Annotated in this window: 23 protein-coding genes; 14 read left to right on the forward strand and 9 right to left on the reverse strand. The window is 66.5% G+C overall.

The window, feature by feature from the left end; genetic code table 11:
* Positions 1-133: 133 nt before the first annotated feature.
* Together EYB42_RS12260 and EYB42_RS12265 are read right to left on the reverse strand one after the other, a co-directional pair.
* Positions 134-2,548: a GcvT family protein gene (locus EYB42_RS12260; RefSeq protein ID WP_135450488.1), complete on the reverse strand. Its 2,415-nt coding sequence runs from the start codon at positions 2,546-2,548 to the stop codon at positions 134-136.
* A 7-nt stretch (positions 2,549-2,555) separates the two neighbouring features.
* The gene (locus EYB42_RS12265) at positions 2,556-4,076 is read right to left on the reverse strand and encodes a trimethylamine methyltransferase family protein (RefSeq protein ID WP_135450407.1); all 1,521 of its coding nucleotides are present in this window, start codon (positions 4,074-4,076) and stop codon (positions 2,556-2,558) included.
* Between the two features lie 150 nt (positions 4,077-4,226).
* On the opposite strand from EYB42_RS12265, the gene EYB42_RS12270 reads away from it, so the two are divergent.
* Together EYB42_RS12270 and dusA are read left to right on the forward strand one after the other, a co-directional pair.
* Entirely contained in the window at positions 4,227-5,093 is an 867-nt protein-coding gene (locus EYB42_RS12270; protein ID WP_135450408.1) for a LysR substrate-binding domain-containing protein, read from the forward strand.
* 232 nt (positions 5,094-5,325) lie between these two features.
* Positions 5,326-6,306: a tRNA dihydrouridine(20/20a) synthase DusA gene (gene dusA / locus EYB42_RS12275; protein ID WP_135450489.1), complete on the forward strand. Its 981-nt coding sequence runs from the start codon at positions 5,326-5,328 to the stop codon at positions 6,304-6,306.
* Here dusA and EYB42_RS12280 read toward each other — a convergent pair.
* On the reverse strand, positions 6,288-7,481 hold the full coding sequence (locus tag EYB42_RS12280) for a multidrug effflux MFS transporter (RefSeq protein ID WP_135450409.1): 1,194 nt from the start codon (positions 7,479-7,481) through the stop codon (positions 6,288-6,290). The genes dusA and EYB42_RS12280 overlap by 19 nt on opposite strands.
* Before the next feature lie 149 nt (positions 7,482-7,630).
* On the opposite strand from EYB42_RS12280, the gene EYB42_RS12285 reads away from it, so the two are divergent.
* Positions 7,631-8,449 (forward strand): sulfite exporter TauE/SafE family protein, encoded by an 819-nt coding sequence (locus EYB42_RS12285; RefSeq protein WP_135450410.1) that lies wholly within the window; start codon positions 7,631-7,633, stop codon positions 8,447-8,449.
* Positions 8,443-9,195, forward strand: coding sequence for a hypothetical protein (locus tag EYB42_RS12290; protein WP_135450411.1), 753 nt, complete (start codon positions 8,443-8,445; stop codon positions 9,193-9,195). Before EYB42_RS12285 ends, EYB42_RS12290 begins: the two co-directional genes overlap by 7 nt.
* A gap of 118 nt (positions 9,196-9,313) precedes the next feature.
* On the opposite strand, the gene EYB42_RS12295 is transcribed toward EYB42_RS12290, so the two are convergent.
* From EYB42_RS12295 to ccmI, 3 genes are read right to left on the reverse strand one after another with little or no spacing between them, the layout of a single operon-like run.
* Positions 9,314-9,544 carry a DUF1289 domain-containing protein gene (locus tag EYB42_RS12295; RefSeq protein ID WP_135450412.1) on the reverse strand — a complete coding sequence of 77 codons (231 nt, stop codon included), beginning with the start codon at positions 9,542-9,544 and terminating at the stop codon, positions 9,314-9,316.
* The gene (gene ruvX, locus EYB42_RS12300; protein WP_135450413.1) at positions 9,541-10,023 is read right to left on the reverse strand and encodes a Holliday junction resolvase RuvX; all 483 of its coding nucleotides are present in this window, start codon (positions 10,021-10,023) and stop codon (positions 9,541-9,543) included. Before ruvX ends, EYB42_RS12295 begins: the two co-directional genes overlap by 4 nt.
* Positions 10,020-11,213, reverse strand: a complete 1,194-nt coding sequence (gene ccmI / locus EYB42_RS12305) for a c-type cytochrome biogenesis protein CcmI (RefSeq protein WP_135450414.1) — start codon at positions 11,211-11,213, stop codon at positions 10,020-10,022. The genes ruvX and ccmI overlap by 4 nt, the downstream gene beginning before the upstream one ends.
* Before the next feature lie 232 nt (positions 11,214-11,445).
* On the opposite strand from ccmI, the gene EYB42_RS12310 reads away from it, so the two are divergent.
* From EYB42_RS12310 to EYB42_RS12330, 5 genes are all read left to right on the forward strand, one after another.
* On the forward strand, positions 11,446-12,693 hold the full coding sequence (locus tag EYB42_RS12310) for a sarcosine oxidase subunit beta family protein (RefSeq protein ID WP_135450415.1): 1,248 nt from the start codon (positions 11,446-11,448) through the stop codon (positions 12,691-12,693).
* 49 nt (positions 12,694-12,742) lie between these two features.
* Positions 12,743-13,066 carry a sarcosine oxidase subunit delta gene (locus EYB42_RS12315; RefSeq protein ID WP_135450416.1) on the forward strand — a complete coding sequence of 108 codons (324 nt, stop codon included), beginning with the start codon at positions 12,743-12,745 and terminating at the stop codon, positions 13,064-13,066.
* Positions 13,063-15,981 carry a sarcosine oxidase subunit alpha family protein gene (locus tag EYB42_RS12320; protein WP_135450417.1) on the forward strand — a complete coding sequence of 973 codons (2,919 nt, stop codon included), beginning with the start codon at positions 13,063-13,065 and terminating at the stop codon, positions 15,979-15,981. Before EYB42_RS12315 ends, EYB42_RS12320 begins: the two co-directional genes overlap by 4 nt.
* Positions 15,974-16,519: a sarcosine oxidase subunit gamma gene (locus EYB42_RS12325; RefSeq protein WP_135450418.1), complete on the forward strand. Its 546-nt coding sequence runs from the start codon at positions 15,974-15,976 to the stop codon at positions 16,517-16,519. Before EYB42_RS12320 ends, EYB42_RS12325 begins: the two co-directional genes overlap by 8 nt.
* A gap of 158 nt (positions 16,520-16,677) precedes the next feature.
* Positions 16,678-17,280, forward strand: coding sequence for a superoxide dismutase (locus EYB42_RS12330; protein WP_135450419.1), 603 nt, complete (start codon positions 16,678-16,680; stop codon positions 17,278-17,280).
* A gap of 110 nt (positions 17,281-17,390) precedes the next feature.
* Here EYB42_RS12330 and EYB42_RS12335 read toward each other — a convergent pair whose 3' ends face one another.
* Together EYB42_RS12335 and EYB42_RS12340 are read right to left on the reverse strand one after the other, a co-directional pair.
* On the reverse strand, positions 17,391-18,281 hold the full coding sequence (locus EYB42_RS12335; RefSeq protein ID WP_135450420.1) for a hypothetical protein: 891 nt from the start codon (positions 18,279-18,281) through the stop codon (positions 17,391-17,393).
* A gap of 13 nt (positions 18,282-18,294) precedes the next feature.
* Positions 18,295-18,873 (reverse strand): LOG family protein, encoded by a 579-nt coding sequence (locus EYB42_RS12340; protein WP_135450421.1) that lies wholly within the window; start codon positions 18,871-18,873, stop codon positions 18,295-18,297.
* A 98-nt stretch (positions 18,874-18,971) separates the two neighbouring features.
* Between EYB42_RS12340 and EYB42_RS12345 the strand changes: the two genes are divergently transcribed.
* On the forward strand, positions 18,972-20,516 hold the full coding sequence (locus EYB42_RS12345) for a LysM peptidoglycan-binding domain-containing protein (protein ID WP_240784137.1): 1,545 nt from the start codon (positions 18,972-18,974) through the stop codon (positions 20,514-20,516).
* On the opposite strand, the gene EYB42_RS12350 is transcribed toward EYB42_RS12345, so the two are convergent.
* Positions 20,486-20,842 (reverse strand): ArsR/SmtB family transcription factor, encoded by a 357-nt coding sequence (locus tag EYB42_RS12350; RefSeq protein WP_135450422.1) that lies wholly within the window; start codon positions 20,840-20,842, stop codon positions 20,486-20,488. The two genes, EYB42_RS12345 and EYB42_RS12350, sit on opposite strands and share 31 nt — an antisense overlap.
* A 106-nt stretch (positions 20,843-20,948) precedes the next feature.
* Here EYB42_RS12350 and EYB42_RS12355 point away from each other — a divergent pair, with 106 nt between their 5' ends.
* The 4 genes from EYB42_RS12355 (at position 20,949) to EYB42_RS12370 (ending at position 24,795) form a co-directional block, all read left to right on the forward strand.
* Positions 20,949-22,799 carry an ABCB family ABC transporter ATP-binding protein/permease gene (locus EYB42_RS12355; RefSeq protein WP_135450423.1) on the forward strand — a complete coding sequence of 617 codons (1,851 nt, stop codon included), beginning with the start codon at positions 20,949-20,951 and terminating at the stop codon, positions 22,797-22,799.
* Positions 22,800-22,909: 110 nt separating this feature from the next.
* On the forward strand, positions 22,910-23,485 hold the full coding sequence (locus tag EYB42_RS12360; RefSeq protein WP_167851012.1) for a hypothetical protein: 576 nt from the start codon (positions 22,910-22,912) through the stop codon (positions 23,483-23,485).
* A 21-nt stretch (positions 23,486-23,506) separates the two neighbouring features.
* Positions 23,507-24,055, forward strand: a complete 549-nt coding sequence (locus tag EYB42_RS12365; RefSeq protein ID WP_135450425.1) for a hypothetical protein — start codon at positions 23,507-23,509, stop codon at positions 24,053-24,055.
* Positions 24,056-24,120: 65 nt separating this feature from the next.
* Positions 24,121-24,795 carry a hypothetical protein gene (locus tag EYB42_RS12370; protein WP_240784139.1) on the forward strand — a complete coding sequence of 225 codons (675 nt, stop codon included), beginning with the start codon at positions 24,121-24,123 and terminating at the stop codon, positions 24,793-24,795.
* The last annotated feature ends 4 nt before the right edge of the window (positions 24,796-24,799 follow it).

Here is a 24,799-nt window from a genome sequence, read left to right on the forward strand (position 1 = left end):
GCGGCGCAACGCCAGGGCACGGATGCCCGGAACTGCGCCGCCTCATGGCCCCGTCATGGCGCGCGGAGGGATGTCAAGGCGTCATGCCGGGGCGTCGAACCTGCGGAAGTCGGCTATCAGTCCAAGTTTGACATCAGGCACGCAGGCGCTTGCCCTCTGGGTCGAAGGCCGCCCCTGCCAGCACCAGCGCCCGATGCGGCCGGCCCAGGATCATGACCTCCAGTTCTGCCCCAGGCGCAATGTCCGGTCGTAGGTAGGCCAAGGCCAGAGACTGCCTGACATGATAGCCATAGGCCCCGGAAGAGACCTTTCCGGCAGGCTTGCCATCCAGATCGAAGATCGGCTCGTTCCCTGTCGCATCCGCGGTCGTCGACTGGATCACCAGCGTCCTCAGCGTCTCGCGCGGGGGGCGGTCGGCGATGGCCAGCCAGCCGGCCTTGTTGAGGAAGTCCTTGTCGCCCTTGACCAGTCCCAGCAGCCCCGTTTCCTGCGGCCAGTATTCCGGGCTGTAATCCCGCCCCCAGCTGCCATAGCCCTTTTCGATCCGCAGGCTCGTCAGCGCCCGGCTTCCCACCGGCCCCACGCCAAGCGGCTGACCCGCCTCCAGAAGCGCGGCATATAACCGCTTCTGGTCCGCCTCGGAACAGTGCAGCTCCCAGCCGAGGTCGCCGGTGAAGCTGACCCGCAGCGCGATGCAGGGCACGCCCGCCACTTCGATCCTGGCCGAGCGCATGAAGGGGAAGGCATCGTTGGAAAGGTCGGCATCAGTCAGCCGTTGCAGCAGATCCCGCGCCAGAGGCCCGGCAACGTTGAAGCCGGCCATCGCCTCGGTCGCGCTGGTCCAGCGGGTTCCTTCGGGCAGGGGAACGGCGTCGAAGAACCGTTTGTGATAGCGTTCCGCCATGCCCGAGCCGACCATGAGGTAGTCGCCCGTCTCCAGGCAGGTGACGGTGAAATCCCCGGCAATGCCGCCGCGCCTGCCGATCAGTGGCGCCAGGCAGGACCGGCCCGGCTGCGTCGGAATCCGGTTGGCAAGCAGGGCCTCCAGCCAGTCCCTGGCCCCCGGCCCGCTGACCCGGTAGCGGGCGAAGTTCGAGATGTCGATGATCCCAGCCCGCTCGCGCAGCATCCGTGCCTCTCGCCCGACGGGGCCCCACCAGTTCTGCCGTTCGAAGCCCACGGTCTCTTCGCGCGGCTCGCCTTCGGTGGCGAACCACAGCGGATGTTCCCAGCCGTAGTTCAGGCCGAAGACCGCGCCCATGGCCTTTTGCGTCTGGTAGATCGGGCGTACCCGCACCGGGCGGCCGGCCGCGCGCTCTTCGTTCGGGAAATGGATCTTGAAGCGGTTGGCATATTGGTCCTGCACGCGGGCCTTAGTGAAGTCCTTGCCCGCCCAGGCCCCGAACCGCGCCAGATCCCAGCCGAACATGTCGAGCCTGGGCTCGCCCTCCACGATCCATTCCGCAGACAGCAGCCCCAGCCCGCCCGACTGCGAGAAGCCCGGGATGATGCCATTGCAGCAGAAGTAGTTGCGCAGTTCCGGCACCGGGCCGAAAAGCGCGCTGGAATCGGGTGACCAGATCATCGGGCCATTGATCACCCGCTTGATCCCCGCCGCACCCACTGCCGGCATCCGGTCGATCGCGCGTAGCATGTTGGGTTCGATCCGCTCCAGGTCGTCGGCGAAAAGCTCGTGGCCGAAGCCCTGCGGCGTGCCGTCCTCGGCCCAGAAGCGCATGTCCTTTTCATAGGCGCCGACGAGAAGGCCCTTGCCCTCTTGCCGCAGGTAATACTCGCCGTCCCGGTCCGCGACCGAAGGCAGGCGGCGGTCCAGTGCGGCGATCTCGGGTATCGCTTCGGTGACGAAATACTGATGCTCGGTCGGGACGAGGGGCAGGGCGATCCCCGCCAGCGCCGCCACTTCTCGCGCCCATAGCCCCGCCGCGTTCACCACCCATTGCGTGCGGATCTCGCCCAGCGGTGTCTCCACGATCCAGCTGCCGTCGGGCTGCGCCCGCGTTGCCGTGACCGGGCAGTTGCGGTGGATCTGTGCGCCCCGCGCCCTTGCCCCGGCCGCGTAGGCCATGGTGACCCCCGAAGGATCGACGTTGCCGCCCTGCGGCTCGAACATGATGCAGCGGATGTCGTTGAAATCGACCAGGGGATGCAGCCTTTCGGCTTCGTCGCGGGTCACTTCGTGGAAGGCCATCCCGTAATAGCGCGCCTTTGCGGCCTGAAGGCGCAGCTGGTGTTCGCGCGCCTCGGTCTGGGCCAGATACAGGCTGCCCGGCTGAAAGATGCCGCAGCCCTGGCCGGTCTCGGCCTCCAGCTCCTTGTAAAGCCCCATGGTGTAATGCTGCAGGCGGCTGATGTTGGTGTTGTCGTGCAGCCCGTGGATGTTCGCCGCCGCGTGCCATGTGCTGCCCGAAGTCAGTTCCGACCGTTCCAGCAACACCACTTCGGTCCAGCCCAGTTTCGTCAGGTGGTAAAGGATCGAGCAGCCGACCAGCCCGCCCCCGATCACCACAGCCTGTGCATGTGAATTCAGTTTCACATCAGGGCTCGTCATTGCCGATCTCTTCCCGCCGCTTGGCGACATAGGCTTCCAATTCTTCCCGGATCGCCGGGTCCATCGGCGGCTGCTGATATTCGGCCAGGGCCTGCTGCCACAGGTCTGTGGCGCGGTCCCCTGCCTCTTTCGCCCCGGCCAGAAGCCAGTTCTCGTAGCCCCGCCAGTCCGACAGCATGGGCTGGTAGAAGGCCTTCTCGTAGCGCGCCATCGTATGCGCCGCGCCGAAGAAATGGCCGCCCGCCGGGACATCGCGGATGGCGTCGAAGCCCAGCTCCTCAGCGTCCCATTTCAGGGGCCGCAGGAATTCCACCATGTTCTGCAGGATCTCCACGTCGAGGATCAGCTTCTCGTAGCTGGCGGTCAGTCCGCCCTCCAGCCAGCCGGCTGCGTGGTAGATCAGGTTCGCCCCGCCCATCACCGCGCCCCAAGTGGCCATCGCCGTCTCGTAGGCCGCCTGAAGATCAACAGCGTTCGAGGCATTGGCGTTCGAGGTCCGGTAGGGCAGACCATAGCGCCGCGCCAGCTGACCGGCGATGACGTTGGCCTTGGCATTCTCCGGCGTGCCGAAGGCGGGGGCGCCCGATCGCATGTCGACATTCGAGGTGAAGGCCCCGTACATCACCGGCGCGCCGGGCCGGACCAGCTGGGTCAGGACGACACCGAACAGCGCCTCTGCGTTCTGCTGTGCCATGGCTGCGGGTAGGCTGACCGGGGTCATCGCGCCCATCAGGGTGAAGGGGGTGATGGTGACAGGCTGACCGTGTTCGGCCATCGCAATCAGCCCGTCGCCCATCGCATCGTCCAGAAGCCGCGGCGAGTTGACCGAGATAATGGTGATGACGCCAGGGTCGCGGGCGATCTCGCCCAGGTTCATCCCGCGCGAGATGGCCATCATGCGGATGCCGTCCATCGCCCGGCCGCGGCCGATGGCGGTGCAGTGGAAGGTCAGGTCCGACAACGTGAGGTTGGCAAAATAGGTATCCAGGTGGCGATTGTTCGCCGGCAGCTCCTGCGGGGCGGTGACCTGGTTGCCGATCATGTGGATGGCGTTGAAGTGATGCGCGAGGCGGATGAAGTTCTGGTAATCGGCCAGGTTGCCGGGCCGTCGTCCGTTTACCCGGTCGTGCACGTTGGGCGGCCCTGCGACCAGGCCGAACACCAGATGGTCGCCCCCGAGATGAACCTGCTTGTCCCGGTTGCGTGGGGTCAGGGTGAACTGGTGCGGCACGGTGGCCAGGGCGGCATCGACGATGTCTTCGCCGATCCGCACGATGCCCTCCGCGTCAATCCTTGCCCCGGCCCTGGCAAAAAGTGCACGCGCGTTGGCGCCCATTACCTTGATGCCCAGTTCCTTGAGGATGCGGATCGAGGTGTCGTGCAGATCCTGCATCTGGTCTGGCGACAGGAACTCCATCGGCGGATGGGGATTGCGCACCGTCTCCCACGGCAGCTGCGGAATTGTGGTCCCGGCCTTCTCACGCCGCGCTCGTCTTGTTTCCCGCATGCTGCCTCGCCCTGCTTACGCGCCCAGACTAGGGGCAAGTCTCTCGGGGTTCACGAAAGCGAATTGGGGGCCTGACCCCCATTAATTCCGGGGCATGCGGCCCTTGGCCGCCGAGGGGCTGCTGGCTTATGCTGGTTGCAGGAGTGCACGATGAAGAACCTGCCCCCGTTGAACTACATCCGGTCGTTCGAGGCGTCCGCCCGGCACCTGAGCTTCACCAAGGCCGCCGAAGAACTGGGCATGACCCAGGCGGCGGTCTCGGGCCATGTCCGTGCGCTGGAGAACTACATCGGCCGCCCGCTGTTCTTCCGTGCGCCGCGCAGCCTCAGCCTGACGGAAGTCGCCGCCTCATATCTGCCCACGCTCAGGCAGGCGCTGGCCCAGATCGACATCGCCACCGGTCAGATCCTGACCGTGGCGCACCGGCAGGAGGTGATCATCGCCTGTCCGGCAAGTCTTGCGACCAACTGGCTGCCGCCGCGCCTGCGCGCCTTCCGTGAGGCCTCTCCCGAAGTGGATGTGACCGTCCATGCAACGATCTGGTCGGAAACCAGCGACCAGATCGCCGACATCCGGATCACCCCGCGCCATGTCAGCCAGCCGCTGATCGGGCGCAGCCTCGGGGAGGAGGAACTGGTGATGGTCTGCCCGCCGTCCTTTCTTTCGGGCCCCGAGCCGCTGAGCCGACCCGCCGATGTCGCCCGTTGGCCGCTGATTCACGTCCTCGGCCGACAGGAACACTGGGAAGCCTTCGCCCGGCACCACGGGCTGACCGACCTTCCCCTTGCCCGAGGGTTGAAGACCGACAGTTCCAACGTCGCACTCGAGATGGCAAGTGCCGGTCTCGGCTGCGCGATCACCCTGGCGTCTCTGGCCGAGGTCCACCTGCAGCGCGGCCTTCTGGTCGAGCCCTTTCCCGATCGCATGCCCAGCGGCTGGGGCTATGACCTGCATCCCGGCGAACTCAGCCCGACGCGTGCCAGCGAAAGGCTGATGCAGTTCCTGTTGCGCCGGTGATGGCGGCCCCTGCGGCAGGCCGGTCTGGCTGACGAAAGACCATGTGACGCGCACGGTCCTTGCGCCGCACGATCCATGCCCTGTATGCGATGGCACCGGCGACCCACAGGTTGAACATGCGGCGCAGTCGCCCCATATGGCCAGCCTTCACCGGTTACGGGTTTCAAGGCCACTTCAGGACGGATGACGCATGACGGCGATCGACCAAAAGGCAGCAGATCCCGGGGGCCGGATGGCAAACTCGGCCTATCGTCTTTCCGTCGCCCCGATGATGGACTGGACCGACCGTCATTGCCGCGTCTTTCATCGCCAGATGACCCGGCGGGCAATGCTTTACACCGAGATGGTGACCGCCCCTGCGATCATCCACGGTCCGAAGGCCCGGCTGCTGGACTTTTCCCAGGTCGAACACCCCGTTGCACTTCAGCTCGGCGGTTCCGACCCGGGGGAGCTTGCGCAGGCCACCCGCATCGCGCGCGACTGGGGCTATGACGAGGTGAACCTGAACTGCGGCTGCCCCTCGGACCGGGTCCAGTCCGGCTGCTTCGGCGCGGTGCTGATGGAGCGCCCCTCCCTCGTGGCCGACTGCCTCCGGGCGATGCAGGGTGAAACCGACGCGCCCGTCACGGTGAAATGCCGCATCGGCGTGGACGAACAGGATCCCGAAACCGTCCTGCCCCACTTCATCGAAACCATCGCCGGGGCAGGGGTGCGCCATGTCATCGTCCATGCCCGCAAGGCCTGGCTGCAGGGCTTGTCGCCGAAGGAAAACCGCGAGATCCCGCCGCTCGACCACGACCTCGTGGTGCGGATGAAGCAGCGCTTCCCCGAGCTGACCATCTGCATCAATGGCGGCATCACCTCGCTGGATCAGGCGCGGGCGCTGTTGGCGCGCGGGCTCGACGGGGTGATGATCGGCCGGGAGGCCTATCACGACCCGGCCTCGGTGCTGATCGGGGCCGATGCCCTTTGGGGCGAAGACTTCGCCCCCGATCCGGTCGCGGTGGTCGAGGGCATGCGGCCCTATATCGCCGACCATCTGGCCGCTGGCGGCCGGCTGCACCAGGTCACCCGGCACATGCTGGGTCTCTTCGCCGGCCGGCCCGGCGCGCGGGGTTGGCGGCGCATCCTGTCCGAACGCGCCAGCCGCGACGGGGCGGGGCTCGAGGTGCTGGACGCAGCCCTGGCCGAGGTTCAGGCCAGGGCCGCCTGACGCGGGATCAGCCGCGACAGGACCAGCGCGATCAGCCCGCAGGCTGCGATCGCCGTCAGCATCGGCAGGACGGTGCCGTCAAGGAAGGGCCCCGCCGCCGCGACGAGGACGCCTGCCGCCACCATCTGCATCGTGCCGCCCAGCGACGAGGCCAGGCCCGCGATCGCGCCGTGCTCCTCCAGCGCCTGCACCTGCGCGGCGGGCAGGATCACGCCCAGGAAGATGTTGCCCACGAACAGCGTCGTCATCGTCACGGGCAGGCTCGCCAGCCCCGCGAGCGCGAGGCCGAAGCCCGCAAAGGTGGCCAGCGCAAAGCCCACCGTGGCGCCCGCGATCATCCGCACTGTCCCCAACCGCTGCGACAGGGTCGAGGCGAACTGCGAGGCGGCGAAGAAGCCGATCGCGTTCACCGCGAAGGCCAGCGAGAACTGGGTCGGTGTCAGGCCGAACTGGTCGCGGTAGACGAAGGCGGCGCTGGCGATGAAGACGAAGAAGCTGGCGAAGGCAAAGCCCGCCAGGAAGGTCATCACCATGAAGCCCCGGTCGGCCAGCAGGATCTGCGTTCCTGACCGGAAGGCTGCAAGGTCGAACTGTTGCCGGTTGGCGTCCGTCAAGGTCTCGGGGACAGCGAAGTGGATCAGGAAAAAGCTCAGACAGGCCGCAGCCAGCAGCGCCCAGAAGATCAGACGCCAGTCTCCCAGGGCCAGCAGTCCCGCCCCGGACAGCGGGGCGAGCAGCGGCGAGACCGCGATCACGATCATGATCGTGGACATCATCCGCGTCGCCTGCGGGCCGGTGGCCAGGTCGCGGATCACCGCGCGCAGCACCACCATGTTCGCAGCCCCACCCAGCCCCTGCACCATCCGCCCCGCGACCAGCCAGCCGATCGAGGGCGCAACCGCGCACATGATCGTGCCCGCGATGAAAAGCGCCAACCCGGCATAAAGCGGCGGCTTGCGCCCGGCCTGATCGGCCCAGGGGCCATAGACCAGCTGCGCCAGCCCGAAGGTGACGAAATAGCCGACGATGGTCCATTGCACCGCCTGGCTGCCCACGCCCAGGTCACGCCCGATCTCGGGCATGGCCGGCAGATACATGTCGATGGCAAAGGGGCCGACGGCGGCCACGAGGCCAAGGATGACGGACATGAAGGTCAATGAAACGGCGCGAGTCATGATGCAGATTCCGGGAAATGCTTGCGACAAGGGCGCGTGACCTACGCCCCTTCGTCGGCAAAGGAAAGCCCCACCCGCGCATTTTCCGCTCTGGCCTGTGCCTGCGGGGGAGGCTAGGGTCGCCCCGCCGCCACCTGACCGAGTGACCCATGCCCGACCTCGCCACCCTTCTGCCCATGCTTGCCGCCCTGGTCGTGATCGGCGCCTTCGCCGGGGTGATCGGCGGGCTTCTCGGCGTCGGCGGCGGGATCGTGCTGGTGCCGGCCTTCTTCTACGCCTTCGGCTATCTCGGCTATGGCGGGGGGCAGCTGATGCAGGTCTGCGTCGCGACCTCGATGGCGACCATCGTCGTCACCTCGCTGCGCTCGGTCTCCTCGCACAACCGCAAGGGCGCGGTGGATTGGCAGGTGCTGAAGACCTGGGGCCCGGCGCTGGTGATCTCGGCCGCCATCGGCACCTATGTCGCGGGCAAGGTCGCCTCGACCACGCTGCAAGCCGTGTTCGGGGCGCTGGCGGGCCTCGCCGGGCTCTGGATGGCCTTCGGGCGCGAGCACTGGCGGCTTGGCGATCACATGCCCGGCGAGCCGGTGCGGAGCACCCTGGCCGGATCGGTCGGCTTCTTCTCGGCAATGATGGGGATCGGCGGCGGCACATTCGGCGTGCCGCTGATGACGCTTTACGGCATGCCGATTCACCGCGCGGTCGCTACCGCCTCGGGCTTCGGCGTGCTGATCGCCGTGCCCTCGGTTCTGGGCTTCCTGCTGCTGCCCGTGGCCGAGGCGCCGCCCTGGACGGTCGGAGCGGTCAACCTTCCCGCCTTCCTCGTCGTCATCGGCACCACACTGCTGACCACGCCGCTTGGGGTGCGACTCGCCCATGCGATGAACCCCAGGCCGCTGAAGCGCGCGTTCGCGGTATTCCTCACGCTCGTCGCGCTGAACATGCTGCGCAAGGTTCTGGGATGGTAGGCGCAACGACAGATCGGGGATGGCTGCGCCTCGGCCCCCACCCGGCCATCGCCGCCTGGGCCGCCGCCGCCCGCACCGCCGCGTTCGACATCCTGGCTGCGACCGCCGAACCCTGGCGCTGCGGCGGCACCTGGTTCGTCGGCGTCGATGCCCTGCCGAACGGCCCCGACGGCGCGATCGGCGGCACGCCCTTCCCTTGGGAAGCCCTGCCGCTTGCCCCCGAACCCCTGCACCGCGGGCAGCTTTCGGTGATCCGGCCCGGCTATCCCCAGCCCTCGGCGGAAGAAGGCCCCGCCGCCTTCGCCTTTCGCCGCGACCGCGACGCCGCACATCTCGACGGCCTTTTGCCCATCGGCCCCGACCGCCGCCGCATGGTGAAGGAGCCCCACGCCTGGATCCTCGGGCTTCCGCTGAACGACACCTCGGCCGCGCCCCTGACCGTCTGGGAAGGCAGCGCCGGGATCCTGCGCGCAGCACTTCTTCAGGCGCTTTCCCCGCACCCGCCCGAGGTCTGGGACCGGATCGACATCACAGGGCCCTACCAGACCGCCCGCCGTCAGATCTTCGCCAGCTGCCGCCGGGTCGAGCTGCCCGCCCGGCCCGGAGAGGCGACCCTCCTGCACCGGTTGACACTGCACGGCGTCGCCCCTTGGCGGCCGGGGGACAGCGCCCCGCCCGAAGGCCGGATGATCGCCTACTTTCGCCCGCAACTCGCCAGCGTCCGCCAGTGGCTGGAAACAGCCTGACCTTGCTCCTTTCCCAAATACTCTGGGGATTTGGGGGTGAAACCCCCATCCAGAGACAAGCGGTCGCAAGACCGCGCAGGCGAGCCTGTGGACTTGCGCCGCCAGGCGCTCCGCCCGGTTACCGCTCCATCCGGGCCATCCGCCCGCCGCGCCGCTTCTGCAACCGGGGCGCCCGGCCCGGCAGTTCGGCCATCACTGCCGCACGGTCCTCGTGCGTCATCCTGGACCACTGGCTGATCTCGTCGATGGTGCGGTAGCAGCCTACGCAGATACGTTCCTCGGGATGCACCACGCAGAGCTTTACGCAAGGGCTGGCGATCTCGTCGCGCTTCCAGACATCGTCCTTCAAGACTGCTCACCCCGTCCCATATGCGCCATGCGGTCCAAAGCGCCTTGCAGGATATAGCCCGCGGCCACCTGGTCGATCACCTCTTTCCGACGCTTTCGCGACGTATCCGCCTCCAGGAGTGCCCTTTCTGCTGCAACCGTGGACAGACGCTCGTCCCAGAAGCAGATCGGCAGGGGCGTCAGCTTCTCCAGATTCCGCGCGAAGGCCTGGGTAGATTGCACCCGCGGCCCCATGCTTCCGTCCATGTTCAGGGGCAGTCCCAGCACGATTCCCACCGCCTCGCGCGCCGCCAGCAGCGCCAGCAGCCGGTTCGCGTCCAGCGTGAACCTCTCGCGCCGGATCACCTCGATCGGCGTCGCAACCTGCCGCCGCAGGTCCGACAGCGCCACGCCGATCGTCCGCTCGCCCAGATCCAGCCCCGCGATCGCGCCGAAGGGGGGCAGGGCGGCGGCAAACTCCTCCACGGTGGCGCAGATCACGGGGTCAACCCGCTTTCCACCGCCGCCTGGCGCAGGAAAGACAGTTCCGCCGGCCTCCCCTCGAACTTCGCCTTGGCCTCGTCGTAGATCGTCTGCGCCTCGTCCAGCCGCTCCAGCACCACAAGCGAACGGATCAGGCGGTTCCATTCCTCGACCGATCCGCCCTCGGTCGCCAGCCGGTCGGACAGCTGCGCCACCATGCCTTCGATCATCGCCTGCCGGTCCTCGGGGGCCATCCCGGCCGCAGCCGCCATGTCCCCGGCCGTGGGGCCGCGACCCGCGGGCAGGGAATAGCGGATGCCCGCCAGTTCGGCCACCATGGCGATGCGTTCCCGGATCGAGGCAACCCAAGGCGCATCGGGATTGCCGTCCTCGGCAATCGGGCGCCAGAAGCGGAAGGCCTGATCGAAGCGGCCACCCTGCAGGAACATTTCGCCGACCAGATAGCGTGCAAGTTCGTTCGACATGTCGCGTTTCAGCGTCTCGCGCAGCTGGGCCTCGGCCTCGGGCGAGACATAGCCTTCGGCTTCCAGCGCCAGCGCCAGTGCCATGTCGGCGTGATCCTGCGCACTGGCTGCCGCACCCAGAACCGCAAGCAGCCGTTCCTGTGTTCGCACCGCCGCGCCCGTTTCCTCTGCCAAAAGGTGATCACGGAATTTCGCGCGCAGTTGATCCGGGTCGGAGATCGCTGCCAATTCCTCGCGCAGCTTTGCCTCGGCCGCCGCGTCCATGCGCTTTCCCATCCGCTCCAGCTGTTCTGCCTGGCCGGGACGCGAGGCAATGGCGGCATCCAGATCGGCCAGACGTGCCCGAAGCGGCAGGTCGGGATAGCCCGGCGCGCCCAGCCACCAGTAGGCCGCAAGGCCCCCCGGCAAGACCAGCGCAAGGACCAGGGCCAGTGCAGGCAGCTCCCTGCCCGCAGCGGCCGGGGTGCCACCATTCCGGCGGGTCCGGTCTGCTTCCAGCAGCCGACGGCCGACCTCGGCGCGAAGCCGCCCGGCTTCTTCCGCGCCGATCGTGCCGCGCGCCAGATCGCGGTCGATCTCGGCCAGCTGGTCCTTGTACACGCCCAGATCGGCCTCGGCCGCTTCGGTGACTGGGCCGGGCATCCTGCGCAGGGCCAGGGCCAGAACGCCCGCAACGCCTGACGCAAGCGCCACCGCCATTATCCAGAAGCCCCAGTCCTGCATCGCGCGCCCCGCTTGCCCGTCCGGCGATGGATGTAATGGTTTCCCCCCAGGCTAGAAAGGGGCATTGCGACACACGGTCTGCCGGCGGCCTGCGACGCTTCGCCCGGGGCTGCCGCGCATCATGTCGGAAATTTCCCGATTGTGCCGCTACAGGGTGGGGCTGTATCCCGCAAGCGTTCATATCAGAACCGTGCCGTCGATTGCGGTGCACTCCGTCCGAGATGAGGCCACGATGAAGCGTTATTCGGTCTTTGCCATTGCCCGCGAGGCTGTCCGCTACCACCTGGGTTGGGAGAGAGCCTGGGCCTCGCCAGAGCCGAAGGCTTCCTACGACGCGATCATCGTCGGGGCAGGGGGGCATGGCCTGGCCACCGCCTATTATCTGGGCAAGAACTTCGGCATCACGAATGTCGCGGTGATCGAGAAGGGCTGGCTTGGCGGCGGCAACACCGGGCGCAACACCACGATCATCCGCTCGAACTACCTGCAGGATCCCTCTGCCGCGATCTACGAAAAGGCCCGCGCGCTGTATGAGACCCTCAGCCAGGAGCTGAACTACAACATCATGTTCAGTCCGCGCGGCCTGCTGATGCTTGCCCAGTCGCATCACGAAGTGCGGGGATACCTGCGCACCGTGCATGCCAACGCGCTGCAAGGGGTGCAGACCGAATGGATTTCGCCCCAGCGGGTCAAGGAACTGGTGCCGATCATCAACATCGACGGGCCCCGCTATCCGGTGCTTGGTGCGCTCTATCAGGCCCGTGGCGGCACTGCCCGACACGATGCGGTGGCCTGGGGCTATGCGCGGGCCTGTTCGGGGATGGGCATGCACATCATCCAGAACTGCGAGGTGAAGGGCGTGCGGTCCGAGAACGGCCAGGTGACCGGGGTCGAGACCACCAAGGGTTTCATCGGCTGCAAGAAACTTGGGATCGTCGTTGCCGGCCATTCCGGCCAGCTGGCCGAGATGGCGGGCTTCCGCCTGCCGATCGAGGCCGTCGCGCTGCAGGCGCTGGTCTCCGAGCCGATCAAGCCCTGCATGGATGTGGTGGTCATGGCCAACACCGTGCACGGCTACATGTCGCAATCCGACAAGGGCGAGATGGTGATCGGCGGCGGCACCGACGGGTTCAACAACTACACACAGCGCGGCTCGTTCCACCACATCGAAGAGACGCTGCGCGCCCTGGTGGAAACCTTCCCGATCATCAGCCGGCTCAAGATGCTGCGGCAATGGGGCGGCATCGTGGACATGACCGGCGACCGCTCGCCCATCATCTCGAAGACTCCGCTTGGCAACTGCTTCATCAACTGCGGCTGGGGTACGGGCGGCTTCAAGGCGATCCCCGGCTCGGGCTGGGCGATGGCGGAACTTATGGCCAAGGGAGAACCGGGGCCACTGGCCGCCGAGTTCAACATGTGGCGCTTCAAGGAAGGCCAGTTCATCGACGAATCCGTCGCGGCAGGGGTGGCGCACTGATGCCCGCCTCGCGCCCGACCCCGAAAGCATCCCGCAACGGAGACGCAGCATGCTGATCCTCGAATGTCCCTACTGCGGCGTGAAGGCCGAAGAGACCGAGCTTTCCCCGGGCTACGAGGCGCATCTGAAGCGCTTCGGCCCCGGCTCCTCGCCCGAGGAGTTCGAGGCCTACATGTTCGCCCGCAAGAACCCCAAGGGCGTGCATTTCGAACGCTGGCGTCACACCTACGGCTGCGGCAAGTGGTTCCTGGCCGCGCGCTGCACCGCCACGCTCGAGGTGTTCGGCACCTATCCCGCGCAGGTCTCCGAACCGCCTGCCGACATCATCGCGAAGATCCAGGCCCGTCGGCCTGACTGGAAGGGCTACAAATGAGCACGCGCCTCGCCAGGGGCGGCCGGCTGATCGACCGGACCGCGCCCGTCGAATTCACCTTCAACGGCAAGCGTTTCAGGGGCTTCCGGGGCGACACGCTGGCTGCGGGCCTTCTGGCGAACGACCAGATGCTTGTAGGCCGCAGCTTCAAGTATCACCGCCCCCGCGGCATCGTCGCCTCGGGGCCGGAAGAGCCGAACGCTCTGGTGAACCTCGGCACCGGGGCCCGGTTGGAACCGAACCAGCGCACCACCACGACCGAGCTTTTCGACGGGCTGGAATGCTCCTCGCAGAACCACTGGCCCAGCCTGGAATTCGACGTGGGCGTGGTAAACAACTACGCCGCGCGCTTCCTGCCGGCGGGGTTCTACTACAAGACCTTCATCCACCCGCGCCCGTTCTGGAAACACGTCTTCGAGCCGATCATCCGCCGCTCGGCCGGCCTCGGCAAGGCGCCGACGCAACCCGACGCCGACCGCTATGAACAGGCCTATGCCTTCTGCGACGTGCTGGTCGTGGGGGCAGGCGTCGCGGGCATGAAGGTCGCGAAGGCTGCCGCCGACAAGGGCCAGCGCGTGATCCTTCTGGAACAGGCCCCGGTCCTCGGCGGCCGCGCCCCGGTCGATCAGACCGAGGTGGACGGCCAGCCCGTCGAGGCCTGGCTGTCGGCGATGGAGGCCGACCTCCTGGCGCGCGACAACGTGACCCTGCGCACCCGCACCTGCGGCTTCGGGGTCTATGACCACGGCTATGTCCTGGCCGACGAGCGCGTGGCCGACCATACGCCCGGCGACGGGCGGCCGAAGCATCGGCTGTGGCGCATCCGTGCGGGCAAGATCGTAAGCGCCACGGGGGCGATCGAACGACCGCTTTCCTTTGCCGGCAACGACATTCCGGGCGTCATGCTCGCCTCGGCTGTGCGTGACTACGTGGTGAACTACGCGGTGTCTCCGGGCGACCGGACGGTGATCGTCACCAACAACGACAGCGCCTACCAGACCGCGCTGGCGCTGAAGGCGGCGGGGCTGGACGTGCCCGCCATCCTCGATGCACGCGAGGTCGCCGACGGCGCCCTGCCGCAGGCCGCCCGCGCCGCAGGGATCCGCGTGCTGACCGGCAAGGCCATCGCCAAGGTCAAGGGCGGGAAGCGCGTAACCGGCGTCGCCGTCTGCGCCCAGGCGGGCGAGGGCACGGTGCAGGAAGAGATCGCCTGCGAGGCCGTCGCCATGTCGGGCGGCTGGTCGCCCGTGGTGCATCTGTGGAGCCACTGCGGCGGCAAGCTGCTCTGGGACGAGACGATTTCGGCCTTTGTCCCCGACCCGAAGCGTCCGCCTCTGAACCATGACGGTTCCGCGATGGTCGAATGCGTCGGTGCGGCGGCGGGCGATCTCGACCTGTCGGGCAAGCCGGCGGCGATCCCGCCGGTCTGGGTCATGCCGCAGGGTGCGCCGGTCCAGTTGCGCAACAAGATGTGGCTCGACTACCAGAACGACGTGAAGGTTTCGGACGTGCAGCTCGCCAGCCGCGAGGGCTATGTCTCGGTCGAACACACCAAGCGCTATACCACCCTGGGCATGGCAACGGATCAGGGAAAACTCAGCAACATCAACGGACTCGCCGTGCTTGCTGAGTCTCTAGGTGAAGAGATTCCGCAGGTCGGCACCACCACCTTCCGTCCGCCCTACACCCCGGTCACCATCGGCGCGCTGGCCGGCGAGGCGCGGGGCGAGATCTTCCAGCCGCTGCGCCGCACGCCCATGCACGAAGCCCACGAGAAGGCCGGCGCCTATTTCGAGCCCGTCGGCCTCTGGCGCCGCCCCTACTGCTTCCCGCGCGCGGGCGAGACCCATGAACAGGCCGTCCACCGCGAGGTGCTGAACACCCGGCAGAACCTCGGCCTTCTGGACGCCTCGACCCTGGGCAAGATCATCGTCAAGGGCCCGGATGCCGGGAAGTTCCTCGACATGCTCTACACCGGCGTGATGTCCACGCTGCCCGTAGGCAAGTGCCGCTATGGTCTGATGTGCAACGAACAGGGCTTCCTGATCGACGACGGCGTGGTCGCCCGGATCGACGAGGACACCTGGCTGTGCCACACCACTTCCGGCGGGGCCGACCGCATCCACGCCTGGATGGAGGACTGGCTGCAATGCGAATGGTGGGACTGGCAGGTCTATACCGCCAATGTCACCGAGCAATATGCCCAGGTCGCGGTCGTCGGCCCGAACGCGAGGAAACTTCTGCAAGTCCTTGGCGGCATGGATGTATCCAAGGAGGCGCTGCCCTTCATGCACTGGGCGGACGGCTCGCTTGCGGGCTTCCCGGTGCGGGTTTACCGGATCAGCTTCTCGGGCGAGCTTTCCTATGAAATCGCCGTCCCCGCCAGCCACGGCGCGGCCTTCTGGGAGGCCTGCATGGAGGCTGGCAAGGCGCTGGGCGCCATGCCTTACGGCACCGAGGCGCTGCACATCATGCGGGCCGAAAAGGGCTTCATCATGATCGGGGATGAGACCGACGGCACAGTGATCCCGCAGGACCTCGGGCTCGACTGGGCGATCTCGAAGAAGAAGGCCGACTACCTGGGCAAGCGCGGGCAGGAACGGACCTACCTCGCCAGCCCCGACCGCTGGAAGCTCGTCGGCTTCGAGACGCTGGACGGCTCGGTCATCCCGGACGGGGCCTACATCGTCGCGGACGGGGTGAACGCCAACGGCCAGCGCAACACTCAGGGCAGGGTGACTTCCACCTACTATTCGCCGACGCTGAAGCGCGGCATCGCCATGGGCCTGTTGAAGCACGGGCCGCAGCGGATGGGCGAAGTGGTGGAGTTCAACACGGTCGCCGGCGGCACGGTCAAGGCGCGGGTGCGCGACACCGTGTTCTACGACAGGGATGGGGAGAAGCAGAATGTCTGACCCGGTTTCCGCGCTGAACGGCGCCAGCTTCCAAGGCTTTGCCACCATCCGGGAAATCGGCCCGCTGGGCATGATAACCCTGCGCGCAAAGGGGCTGAAATCGCTGGACAAGGCGATCAAGGCAGTGACGGGGACTAGGGTTCCCGCGCCGCGCCGGATCGAGATCAAGGGCGACCATGCCTGCGGCTGGATGAGCCCGGACGAATACCTGCTGATCCTGCCTTACGCCGAGGTCGGCGAGGCGATGGGCAAGCTGGCGAAGGCGCTGGCGGGGGAACATCACCTTGCCGTCGATGTCTCGGACGCCCGCGCGGTCTTCCGCATCGAGGGTGACAAGGCCGACCAGGTGCTGCGCAAGCTGATGCCGGTGGATTTCGACCGGCTGGAGCCGGGCGAATTGCGCCGCAGCCGCGCAGCCCAGGTCGCGGCGGCGATCTGGCAGCAGGATCAGGGCTTTACGCTGGTCTGCTTCCGGTCGGTCGCAAGTTACGTCATGGGCCTTCTGACCCATTCTGCCCAACCGGGCAGCGAGCTGTAGCCGCCCGACATTGCAGAGGTCGGGGCAATCACCCCGACCGTCACCCCGGCGTGGAACCCGGCCCGGCCCGGTCGCGTCGATCCCGGCCGGTTGCCCTTGACCTTCCGGCCGCGAACCCTCTTATTCCTGCCAAGCATCACCCGAACAGGAGCAAGCCGATGGCCTTCACTCTTCCCGATCTTCCTTACGCGCATGACGCTCTGGCCTCCCTTGGCATGTCGAAGGAAACGCTGGAATACCACCACGACCTGCACCACAAGGCCTATGTGGACAACGGCAACAAGCTGATCGCCGGCACCGAGTGGGAGAACAAGTCGCTAGAGGACATCATCCGCGGCACCTACCAGCCGGGCGCCGTGGCGCAGAACGGCATCTTCAACAACGCCTCGCAGCACTGGAACCACAACATGTTCTGGACCTGGATGGCCCCGGGCGAGAACAAGAAGATGCCGGGCGAGCTGGAGAAGGCGCTGACCGAGGCCTTCGGCTCGGTGCAGAAGTTCAAGGAGGATTTCGCCGCCGCCGGGGTGGGCCAGTTCGGCTCGGGCTGGTGCTGGCTGGTCAAGGACAAGGACGGCAGCCTCAAGGTCACCAAGACCGAGAACGGGGTGAACCCGCTCTGCTTCGGGCAGACCGCGCTTCTGGGCTGCGATGTCTGGGAGCATTCCTACTACATCGACTACCGCAACAAGCGCCCGGCCTATCTGACCAACTTCCTGGACAAGCTGGTGAACTGGGAAGCCGTCGCCGCTGGTCTGTAAGCGAGGCTTGTGCAAGGTCTGTGACCGCCGGAGCCTTCCTTCGGCGGTCCTGTTCATTGCGGCGCAGGCGCGACAAGCGGTCTGGGTCGCTGTGCTTCCATTCAGGGTTGTCAGAACGCGTCGAGGAAGCGTTCTGGAATGATGTAGGTTTGCGACGTCACGACCCTTCCGTGACGCCAGAGATCACCCTTCGCATCCTTACGCCACTCGCGCGTCATGCGCCTGCGCTGCCAGTCGAACTGGAAGTTCTTCTCCTGCGGCGGCGAAGCTTGCAGCGAGATCAGGAAGCGCTCGATGGCTTCCGTCGATTTGGTCCAGCCGATACCGGCAACTTCCGCTTCATCGGCATTTCTGGCATTCGCGATCGCCAGTCTTGTCTGCTGCCGTGAGAGCAACATGTCGCGGTCCAGATAGCGCAAGTGGAACAGGAACAGGCAATTGTCCAGGTTAAGCTGCGGAAAGTCGGACCTGTGCCCCCCCAAGGACCACTTCAGCCTTGCCGAGGAAATGCAGGGCTTTGCGTAAGAGGAATTCACCCGCACATGCGGTCGCTGGCGCAGGATCGGCCGGTCTGGGTCGATCCGGTCGGGGCAGAGGTCGTAACGGTGCACCACTTCGACCGCAAAGGGGCTGATCACCCCCACCTCGCGCGCGCGGGCCACGGCATCCAGAAGCGGGATGCCGCAGGCAGGGTCGGGCACGATGATCTCGTCCACGTCGTTCAGCACGACCACGTCGAACCGCCCCAGCAGCATGGCGTTGACATCCGCAAGCATGGTCCAGCGCTTCATGTCCCAGCCGGGGCCGGGTTCGCTTCGGGGCAGGGTGATGATCTGGCATCCGGCGGCGAAATCGGGCGGGGTCTGATCGAACCCGTCCATCAGGATGAACAGATGATGCCGCGGGACGTGCCGGGCATAGTAGTCCACCCAGATGCGAAGAAAGAAATGGTCGTCACGGACCATTGTGACGAAGGCAATGCGGGCGGGACTGGCGGCCATCGTGCAGCTGCCTTCAGCCCGCATCATGTGCTGGCATGGCTGGGGGGCGCAGGGCAACCAGGGTGGCCTCCAGCGATGGCACATCCGGCACGACCGTGAACAGCCGCTTCAGCGACGGGGCGGCGAAGCCTTCGGCGATGACGTGGTCGATCAGGGCAAGCAGCGGGCGCCAGTAGCCTTCGACATCAAGCAGCAGGATCGGCTTGGCATGCAGCCCGATCTGCGCCCAGGTCAGAACCTCGAAGAACTCGTCCATCGACCCGGCACCCCCAGGCAGCACCACAACGGCATCCGAGTTCATGAACATGACCTTCTTCCGCTCGTGCATGTCTTCGGTAATGACAAGATTCGCGCGGTCCCGTGTTTCGCGTTCTTTCCCAAGAAGATGGGTGGGGATCACCCCCAGCGTCGCCGCCCCGGCGGAGATGGCAGCATGCGCGACTGCCCCCATGATCCCGACATCGCCTGCACCATAGACCAGTCGCCAGCCGTTGCGGGCAAAGACGGCCCCTGTGGCGCGCGCAGCCTCGACATAGGAGGGTCGCGCACCGGGGCGCGAGCCACAGAAGACGCAGATCGAGAGGCTTGACATGCCGGGATCCCGAAAACGGTTGCTTTGTCGTGCGATATAAAGATTCCTGAGTGCAAGAAAAGCGGCGCGGCAGAAACCGTGCGGTCGGGGAGATGGGAATGTCGGCATGGGGTGCCATGGGCCCGGGAACGCGGGCTCTGATCGTTGCGCTTGGCGGTATCGCGGTGGCCGCGGTCGGGTATGTCGGTTGGAGGGCGCTGCAGCCGGTCGAGCCCGCTTTGGTGTCTGAACCGGCACCCGAAACCGCACCCGAAGCGGCACCCGAGCCTGCGCCTGCCGCCGAGCCTGCCCCTGAAGCGGCCGCCGAGCCAGAGGCCGCAGCGGAAACGCAAAGCCCGGCCTTGGCTGCCCTGCCCAGAATCGATACCTGGCGCGTGGCACCTGATGGCGACGCGCTGATCGCCGGGCTTGCCGCCCCCGAGGCGGCGATCGAGGTTCTGGTTGACGGGCGGGCGGTTGCGACCGGGCGGGCGCTGGCCTCTGGCCAGTTCGTGGTTCAGTTCACCCTGGCCCCCAACCCCGAGCCCAGCCTGATGTGGCTGACCATGGCCGCGGAAGGTGGTGAAGTGGTGGCGTCGGACCAGATGGTGGCGCTGGGGCCGATCGAAGGGCCGAAGCTGGCCGCTGCCGAACCGGCGGCAGAGGGTGCCGAAGCCGCGCCGGTGGCGGAACCTGCTGCCCCTCAGGCCCTTCTGCTCACCGATGAGGGCGCAGTGGTTTTGCAGGACCAGCCCGAAGCCGAACCGCTGCCGCCGGCGCAGGTAATGATCGACACGATCACCTATGCGCCCGATGGCGCGGTCCGGATCGGGGGACGGGGTGCGCCGGGGGCGCCGCTGCGGCTTTACCTGGACAATGCGCCGGTTGCGGAACTGGCCGTTCCGGGCGATGGACGGTGGCTTGTGACGCTGGGCGATACGGCACCGGGGATCTATGTGCTGCGGGTCGATCAACTGGGCCCCGACGGCAAGGTGACCTCGCGCTTCGAAACCCCGTTCAAGCGCGAAACGCTTGAGGCGCTGGCAGCTGCGGCCGGACCTGCGGCAGTGCCGGAAGCCCCGGTGTCCGAACCCGATAGCGCGACCGTGGCAGAGCCCCCGGTGGCTGAGATTCCCGTTGCAGAGGCGCCGGCCGAAGATGCCGTGGCTCCCGAAGCCCCGGTGGCAGAGGTCGCCATGGCTGAACCCGTCGTGCCGGAAACACCCCCTGCCCAGGTGGCCGCGACCGCAGAGCCGGTGACGGAACCGGTGTCCGCTGCGGCCCCCGCGCAGGTCTCCGAACCAGTGCCGCAGCCGGATGTGGCGGCCGAAGAACCCACAGTCGCGTCCGAGCCCGTGGCCGTGGCCGAAGCCCCCGTTGAAGCCATGCCGCAGCCGCAGGCCGAAGTCGTGCCCGGACCTGAAGCGATCGAAGCGGCCCCTGCCGCCGAAGTGGCCGCATCGGTGGTTGCCGAGGCTGCCCCCGAACCGCTGCGCCCCGTGACCGTGACGGTGCAGCCGGGCTATACGCTTTGGGGCATCGCGCAGCAACGCTATGGCGAAGGTATGCTTTACGTCCAGGTGTTCGAGGCGAACCGCGACAAGATCAGGGATCCTGACCTGATCTATCCTGGTCAGGTCTTCACTGTGCCCGAGCTGCCCTGAACGCCGTTCTGCCCATGGCTGCAGGCCGCCCGGACATCGGGATGGTCGCAGCAGCAATCGGCCAGAAGATAGCCGATGGTTCGGCCGATTGCGCCGGTATCGGCCGCATAGATCACGTTCCGCGCCGCCCGACGCGACCGGACGAGGCCGGCCTGCTCCAGCGCGGCCAGATGGAATGAAAGACGCGGCGCAGGCACCGCAAGGGCTTGCGCAATCTGCCCTGCCGCCATACCTGCGGGGCCGCGCCGCACCAGAAGGCGGATCAGGTCAAGCCGCGTCTCGTGCGCCATGGCTGACAGGGCCGCAAGGACCGTGCTGCGATCCACTTTACTTCGCTCCATCGTTCAACTATTCAAGAACGGTTGAAATGACCATAGACTAACCCGCGCCCTCCCGCAATGCCGCAGGGCCGGGGATCACCGGGACAGACCCATGCGCCGACTGACTGCCAATGCCACTTCTGCCGATGCCGCGGGCGCGCCCGCTTCTGGCTGGCAGACCATGCGCCGCGTGGCGCCCTATCTCTGGCCAGCGGGGCAGGGCTGGGTCAAGCGCCGCGTCGTGGCCGCCATGGGTTTTCTGGTGCTGGCGAAGCTGGTTTCGGTGCTGACGCCCTATATCTACAAGCTTGCGGTGGACAGCCTTGCCAGCCAGACGGCAGCAGACCCCGGAATGCTTCTGGGCTTTGGTGCCGTCGGTCTGGTCATTGCCTACGGCATGGCGCGGTTGGGCGCGGTGCTGTTCGGCGAACTTCGCGACGCGGTCTTCGTCCGCGTCGGTCAGCGGGCGATCCGGCGGCTGGCGATCGAGACCTTCACCCATATCCACCGCCTGTCCCTGCGCTATCACATCACCCGCAAGACCGGTGGCCTGAGCCGCATCGTCGAACGTGGGGTGAAGGGCGTCGATTTCCTTCTGCGCTTCATGCTTCTGTCCATCGGGCCGCTGATCCTGGAACTGACCATGGTCGCGGCGATATTCGCCTGGGTCTTCGGATGGCAGTATGCCGCGGTCGTCGTCGTTACCATCGCACTTTATGTCGCCTTTACCTTCAAGGTCACCGAGTGGCGCGTGAAGCTGCGGCGCGAGATGAACGACCAGGACACCGACGCCAACCAGAAGGCCATCGACAGCCTGCTGAACTTCGAGACGGTGAAGTATTTCAACGCCGAACAACGCGAGGCAGAGCGTTATGACAGTGCGATGCGCCGGTATGAGGCGGCGGCGGTCAAGACCGGGCTGTCGCTATCCTTTCTGAACGTCGGGCAGGCCTTCCTGATCACCTCGGGCCTTGTCATCGTCATGGCGATGAGCGCGCTGGGCGTGCGGGCGGGCACGCTGACCGTGGGCGATTTCGTCATGGTCAACGCCTACATGATCCAGATCACCATGCCGCTGAACTTCCTTGGCACCGTCTACCGCGAGATCCGGCAGGCGCTGGTGGACATGGGCGAGATGTTCGGCCTGCTGGCCCAGCCGGCCGAAGTGACCGATGCGCCCGATGCAAGACCGCTGGAGGTGCGGGGCGGCGAGATCGTCTTCGACAACGTGCATTTCCATTACGAGCCGGAACGCGAGATCCTGAAAGGGATCAGCTTCCGTGTCGCCCCGGGCGAACGGGTGGCCCTGGTCGGTCCTTCGGGTTCGGGCAAGTCCACGATCGGGCGGCTGCTATTCCGCTTCTACGACATCCAGGACGGTGCGATTCGCATCGACGGGCAGGACATCCGGCAGGTCACGCAGAGTTCGCTGCACCAGGCCATCGGCGTGGTGCCGCAGGATACGGTGCTGTTCAACGACACGATCCTATACAACATCGCCTACGGCCGGGCCGATGCGACCCGTGAAGAGATCGAGGCCGCGGCGAAGGCTGCGAAGATCCACGACTTCATCATGCGCCTGCCGCAGGGCTATGACACGGTGGTTGGCGAACGCGGGCTCAAGCTTTCGGGTGGCGAAAAGCAGCGGGTGGGGATCGCCCGGACGCTGCTGAAGAACCCGCCCATCCTTGTGCTGGACGAGGCGACCTCGGCGTTGGACACGCAGACGGAACGCTCCATCCAGGAAAGCCTGCGCGAAATGGGGCAGGGCCGCAGCGTCATCATGATTGCGCACCGATTGTCGACCATCGCCGATGCCGACCAGATCATCGTGATGGAGGATGGCCGCATCGTCGAACAGGGCCGGCATGAAGAGCTTCTGGCGCGGCGTGGCCGCTATGCCCTGATGTGGGAGCGTCAGTCGGCCGAGGAAGACAAGGCAGCGGCCGAGGCTGCCGAGTGATCGCGGCGGCGTGACTGCCCTTCCCCGGAAGAGCCGGGGAAGGCAGGCATTTTCCTTTGACCATCCGCCAGGGCCCCCGCATTCTGCGGCTATCGCAAACCGGGTGTGCGATGCTGCGACGCGCCGTACCGGGAATGTTGCTCTGGCTTGGGTTGGTGACGGCCGCGCTGGCAGAAAGGTGCGTGGCCCTGATGCAGGCGGTGGATGACTACCAGTCCATCCGGCGGCTGGGCAAGGCGGCCTTCACCATCTCGCTGCAAGTGACGGCGGCACTGGCCGAGGAATTCCCGGAAGACCAGGAAATCCGGCGCGATCTTTCGGTCAGCTTCGAACGCATCGGCGACACTCTTGTTGCCGATGGCGATTATGACGGGGGGCTGGAAAGCTATGGCAAGGCCCTGGAGATCCGCGAGGATCTGGCCGCGATGGATCCGGAAAACAAGCTGCGTCTGCGCGACCTGTCGGTGACTGTCGAACGCATCGGTGACATCAACAAACTGCGCGGCGACGCCGATTCGGCGTTGCTGGCCCATCAGGCAGCCGTCGCCATCCGCGAGAAACTGGCCGCTCTCGACCCCACCAACATGCTTTGGCAGCGCGATCTTTCGGTCAGTCACGAACGTCTGGGGGATGTCTACCTAAGCCAGAACGACCTGGTGGCCGCGCTTGAGGCGCAGGAAAGTTAACGCCGGCTGCGGGAAGGAATCGTGCCACTTGATCCGGGCAATCTGCCGCGCCAGCACGACTTGGGCGTGGCGCTGGAACGGGTCGGTGATGTCAAGCTGGCGATGGGCTACCGCGCCGGGGCCATGTTCCTGCATCAGGAGACGCTGCTGCTGCCGCAGTCGATGGTGGCGGCGGATCCGACGGTGTCGCAATACAGGCGAGATACGGCCTTTTCGCTGATGAAGCTTGCCGTGCTTCATGTCGGCGACGGCAATCCCGGCGCGGCCGAACCATTGCTTGTCGAAGGGCTGCGACTACGAACCGAGCTGGCAGGCGCGCAGCCGGATGACATCGCCTTGCTGCGTGATCTTTCCTACACCGAGAACGAGCTTTCCTCGGTGCTGCTGGAGCTTGGTCGCAATGCCGAGGCGCTTGACCGGACCGCCATCCTTCTGGCCGATCCGACGCCCGAAAACCGCGAGGCTCTGGCCATTCTGGAAGAGATGGAGGCCAACGGAACGCTTCCCGCCGGCTATGAGGAACGGATCGCGGGTTTCCGCCGCAACCTGGGGCTTCCGACAAGATTCTGACCTGAAGGTGCGGCCGGGCAGGGCTTGGCAACGCGCGGGCTTTGCCTGTAAGACGGGGCAAGGCGATGACAGAGGCAAGGCGCGTGAGCAATCCCGACAGTTTCATCGAAGAAGTCACCGAAGAGGTGCGCCGCGATCGGCTGTTCTCGCTGTTTCGCAAATACGGCTGGATCGGCATTCTTCTGGTGGTTGCGCTGGTCGGCGGAACGATCTGGACCGAGTGGACGAAATCAAGGGCCGAGGCGCGGGCGCAGGCCTTCGGCGATGCGCTGATCGACGCGCTGGACCTCGGGGCCCCCGACGAACGCCGTGAGGCGCTGGCCGCGATCCCGACCGATGGGGCGCAGACTGTGCTTCTGCAGCTGGTCATTGCGTCGGACCCTGCCGAGGACCGCACCGCCACACTTGCCGCGCTGGATCGGGTGGCTGCGGATGCAACCTTGGCGCCGACCTATCGCGATCTTGCAGTGTTGCGTCGGGTTCTGGTTGCCGGGGCCGACATGCCGCTGACTGACCGTCGCGCCGCACTGGAAGAGATCGCCCAGCCGGGCCGGCCCTATCGGCCTCTGGCGGCCGAACTTCTGGCCTATCTTCTGATCGAGGAAGGCCGGACGGACGAAGCGGTAACCGCGATGACCACCCTGATGCAGGACGAGGAAGCCTCGGGCGCACTGCGTGCGCGGCTTGGCCAGATGGTCACGGCGCTTGGTGGCACATTGCCCGAAGCATCGGCGGGCTGAGCGA

The sequence above is a fragment of the Tabrizicola caldifontis genome, from assembly GCF_004762095.1.
Classification (GTDB): Bacteria; Pseudomonadota; Alphaproteobacteria; order Rhodobacterales; family Rhodobacteraceae; genus Tabrizicola; species Tabrizicola caldifontis.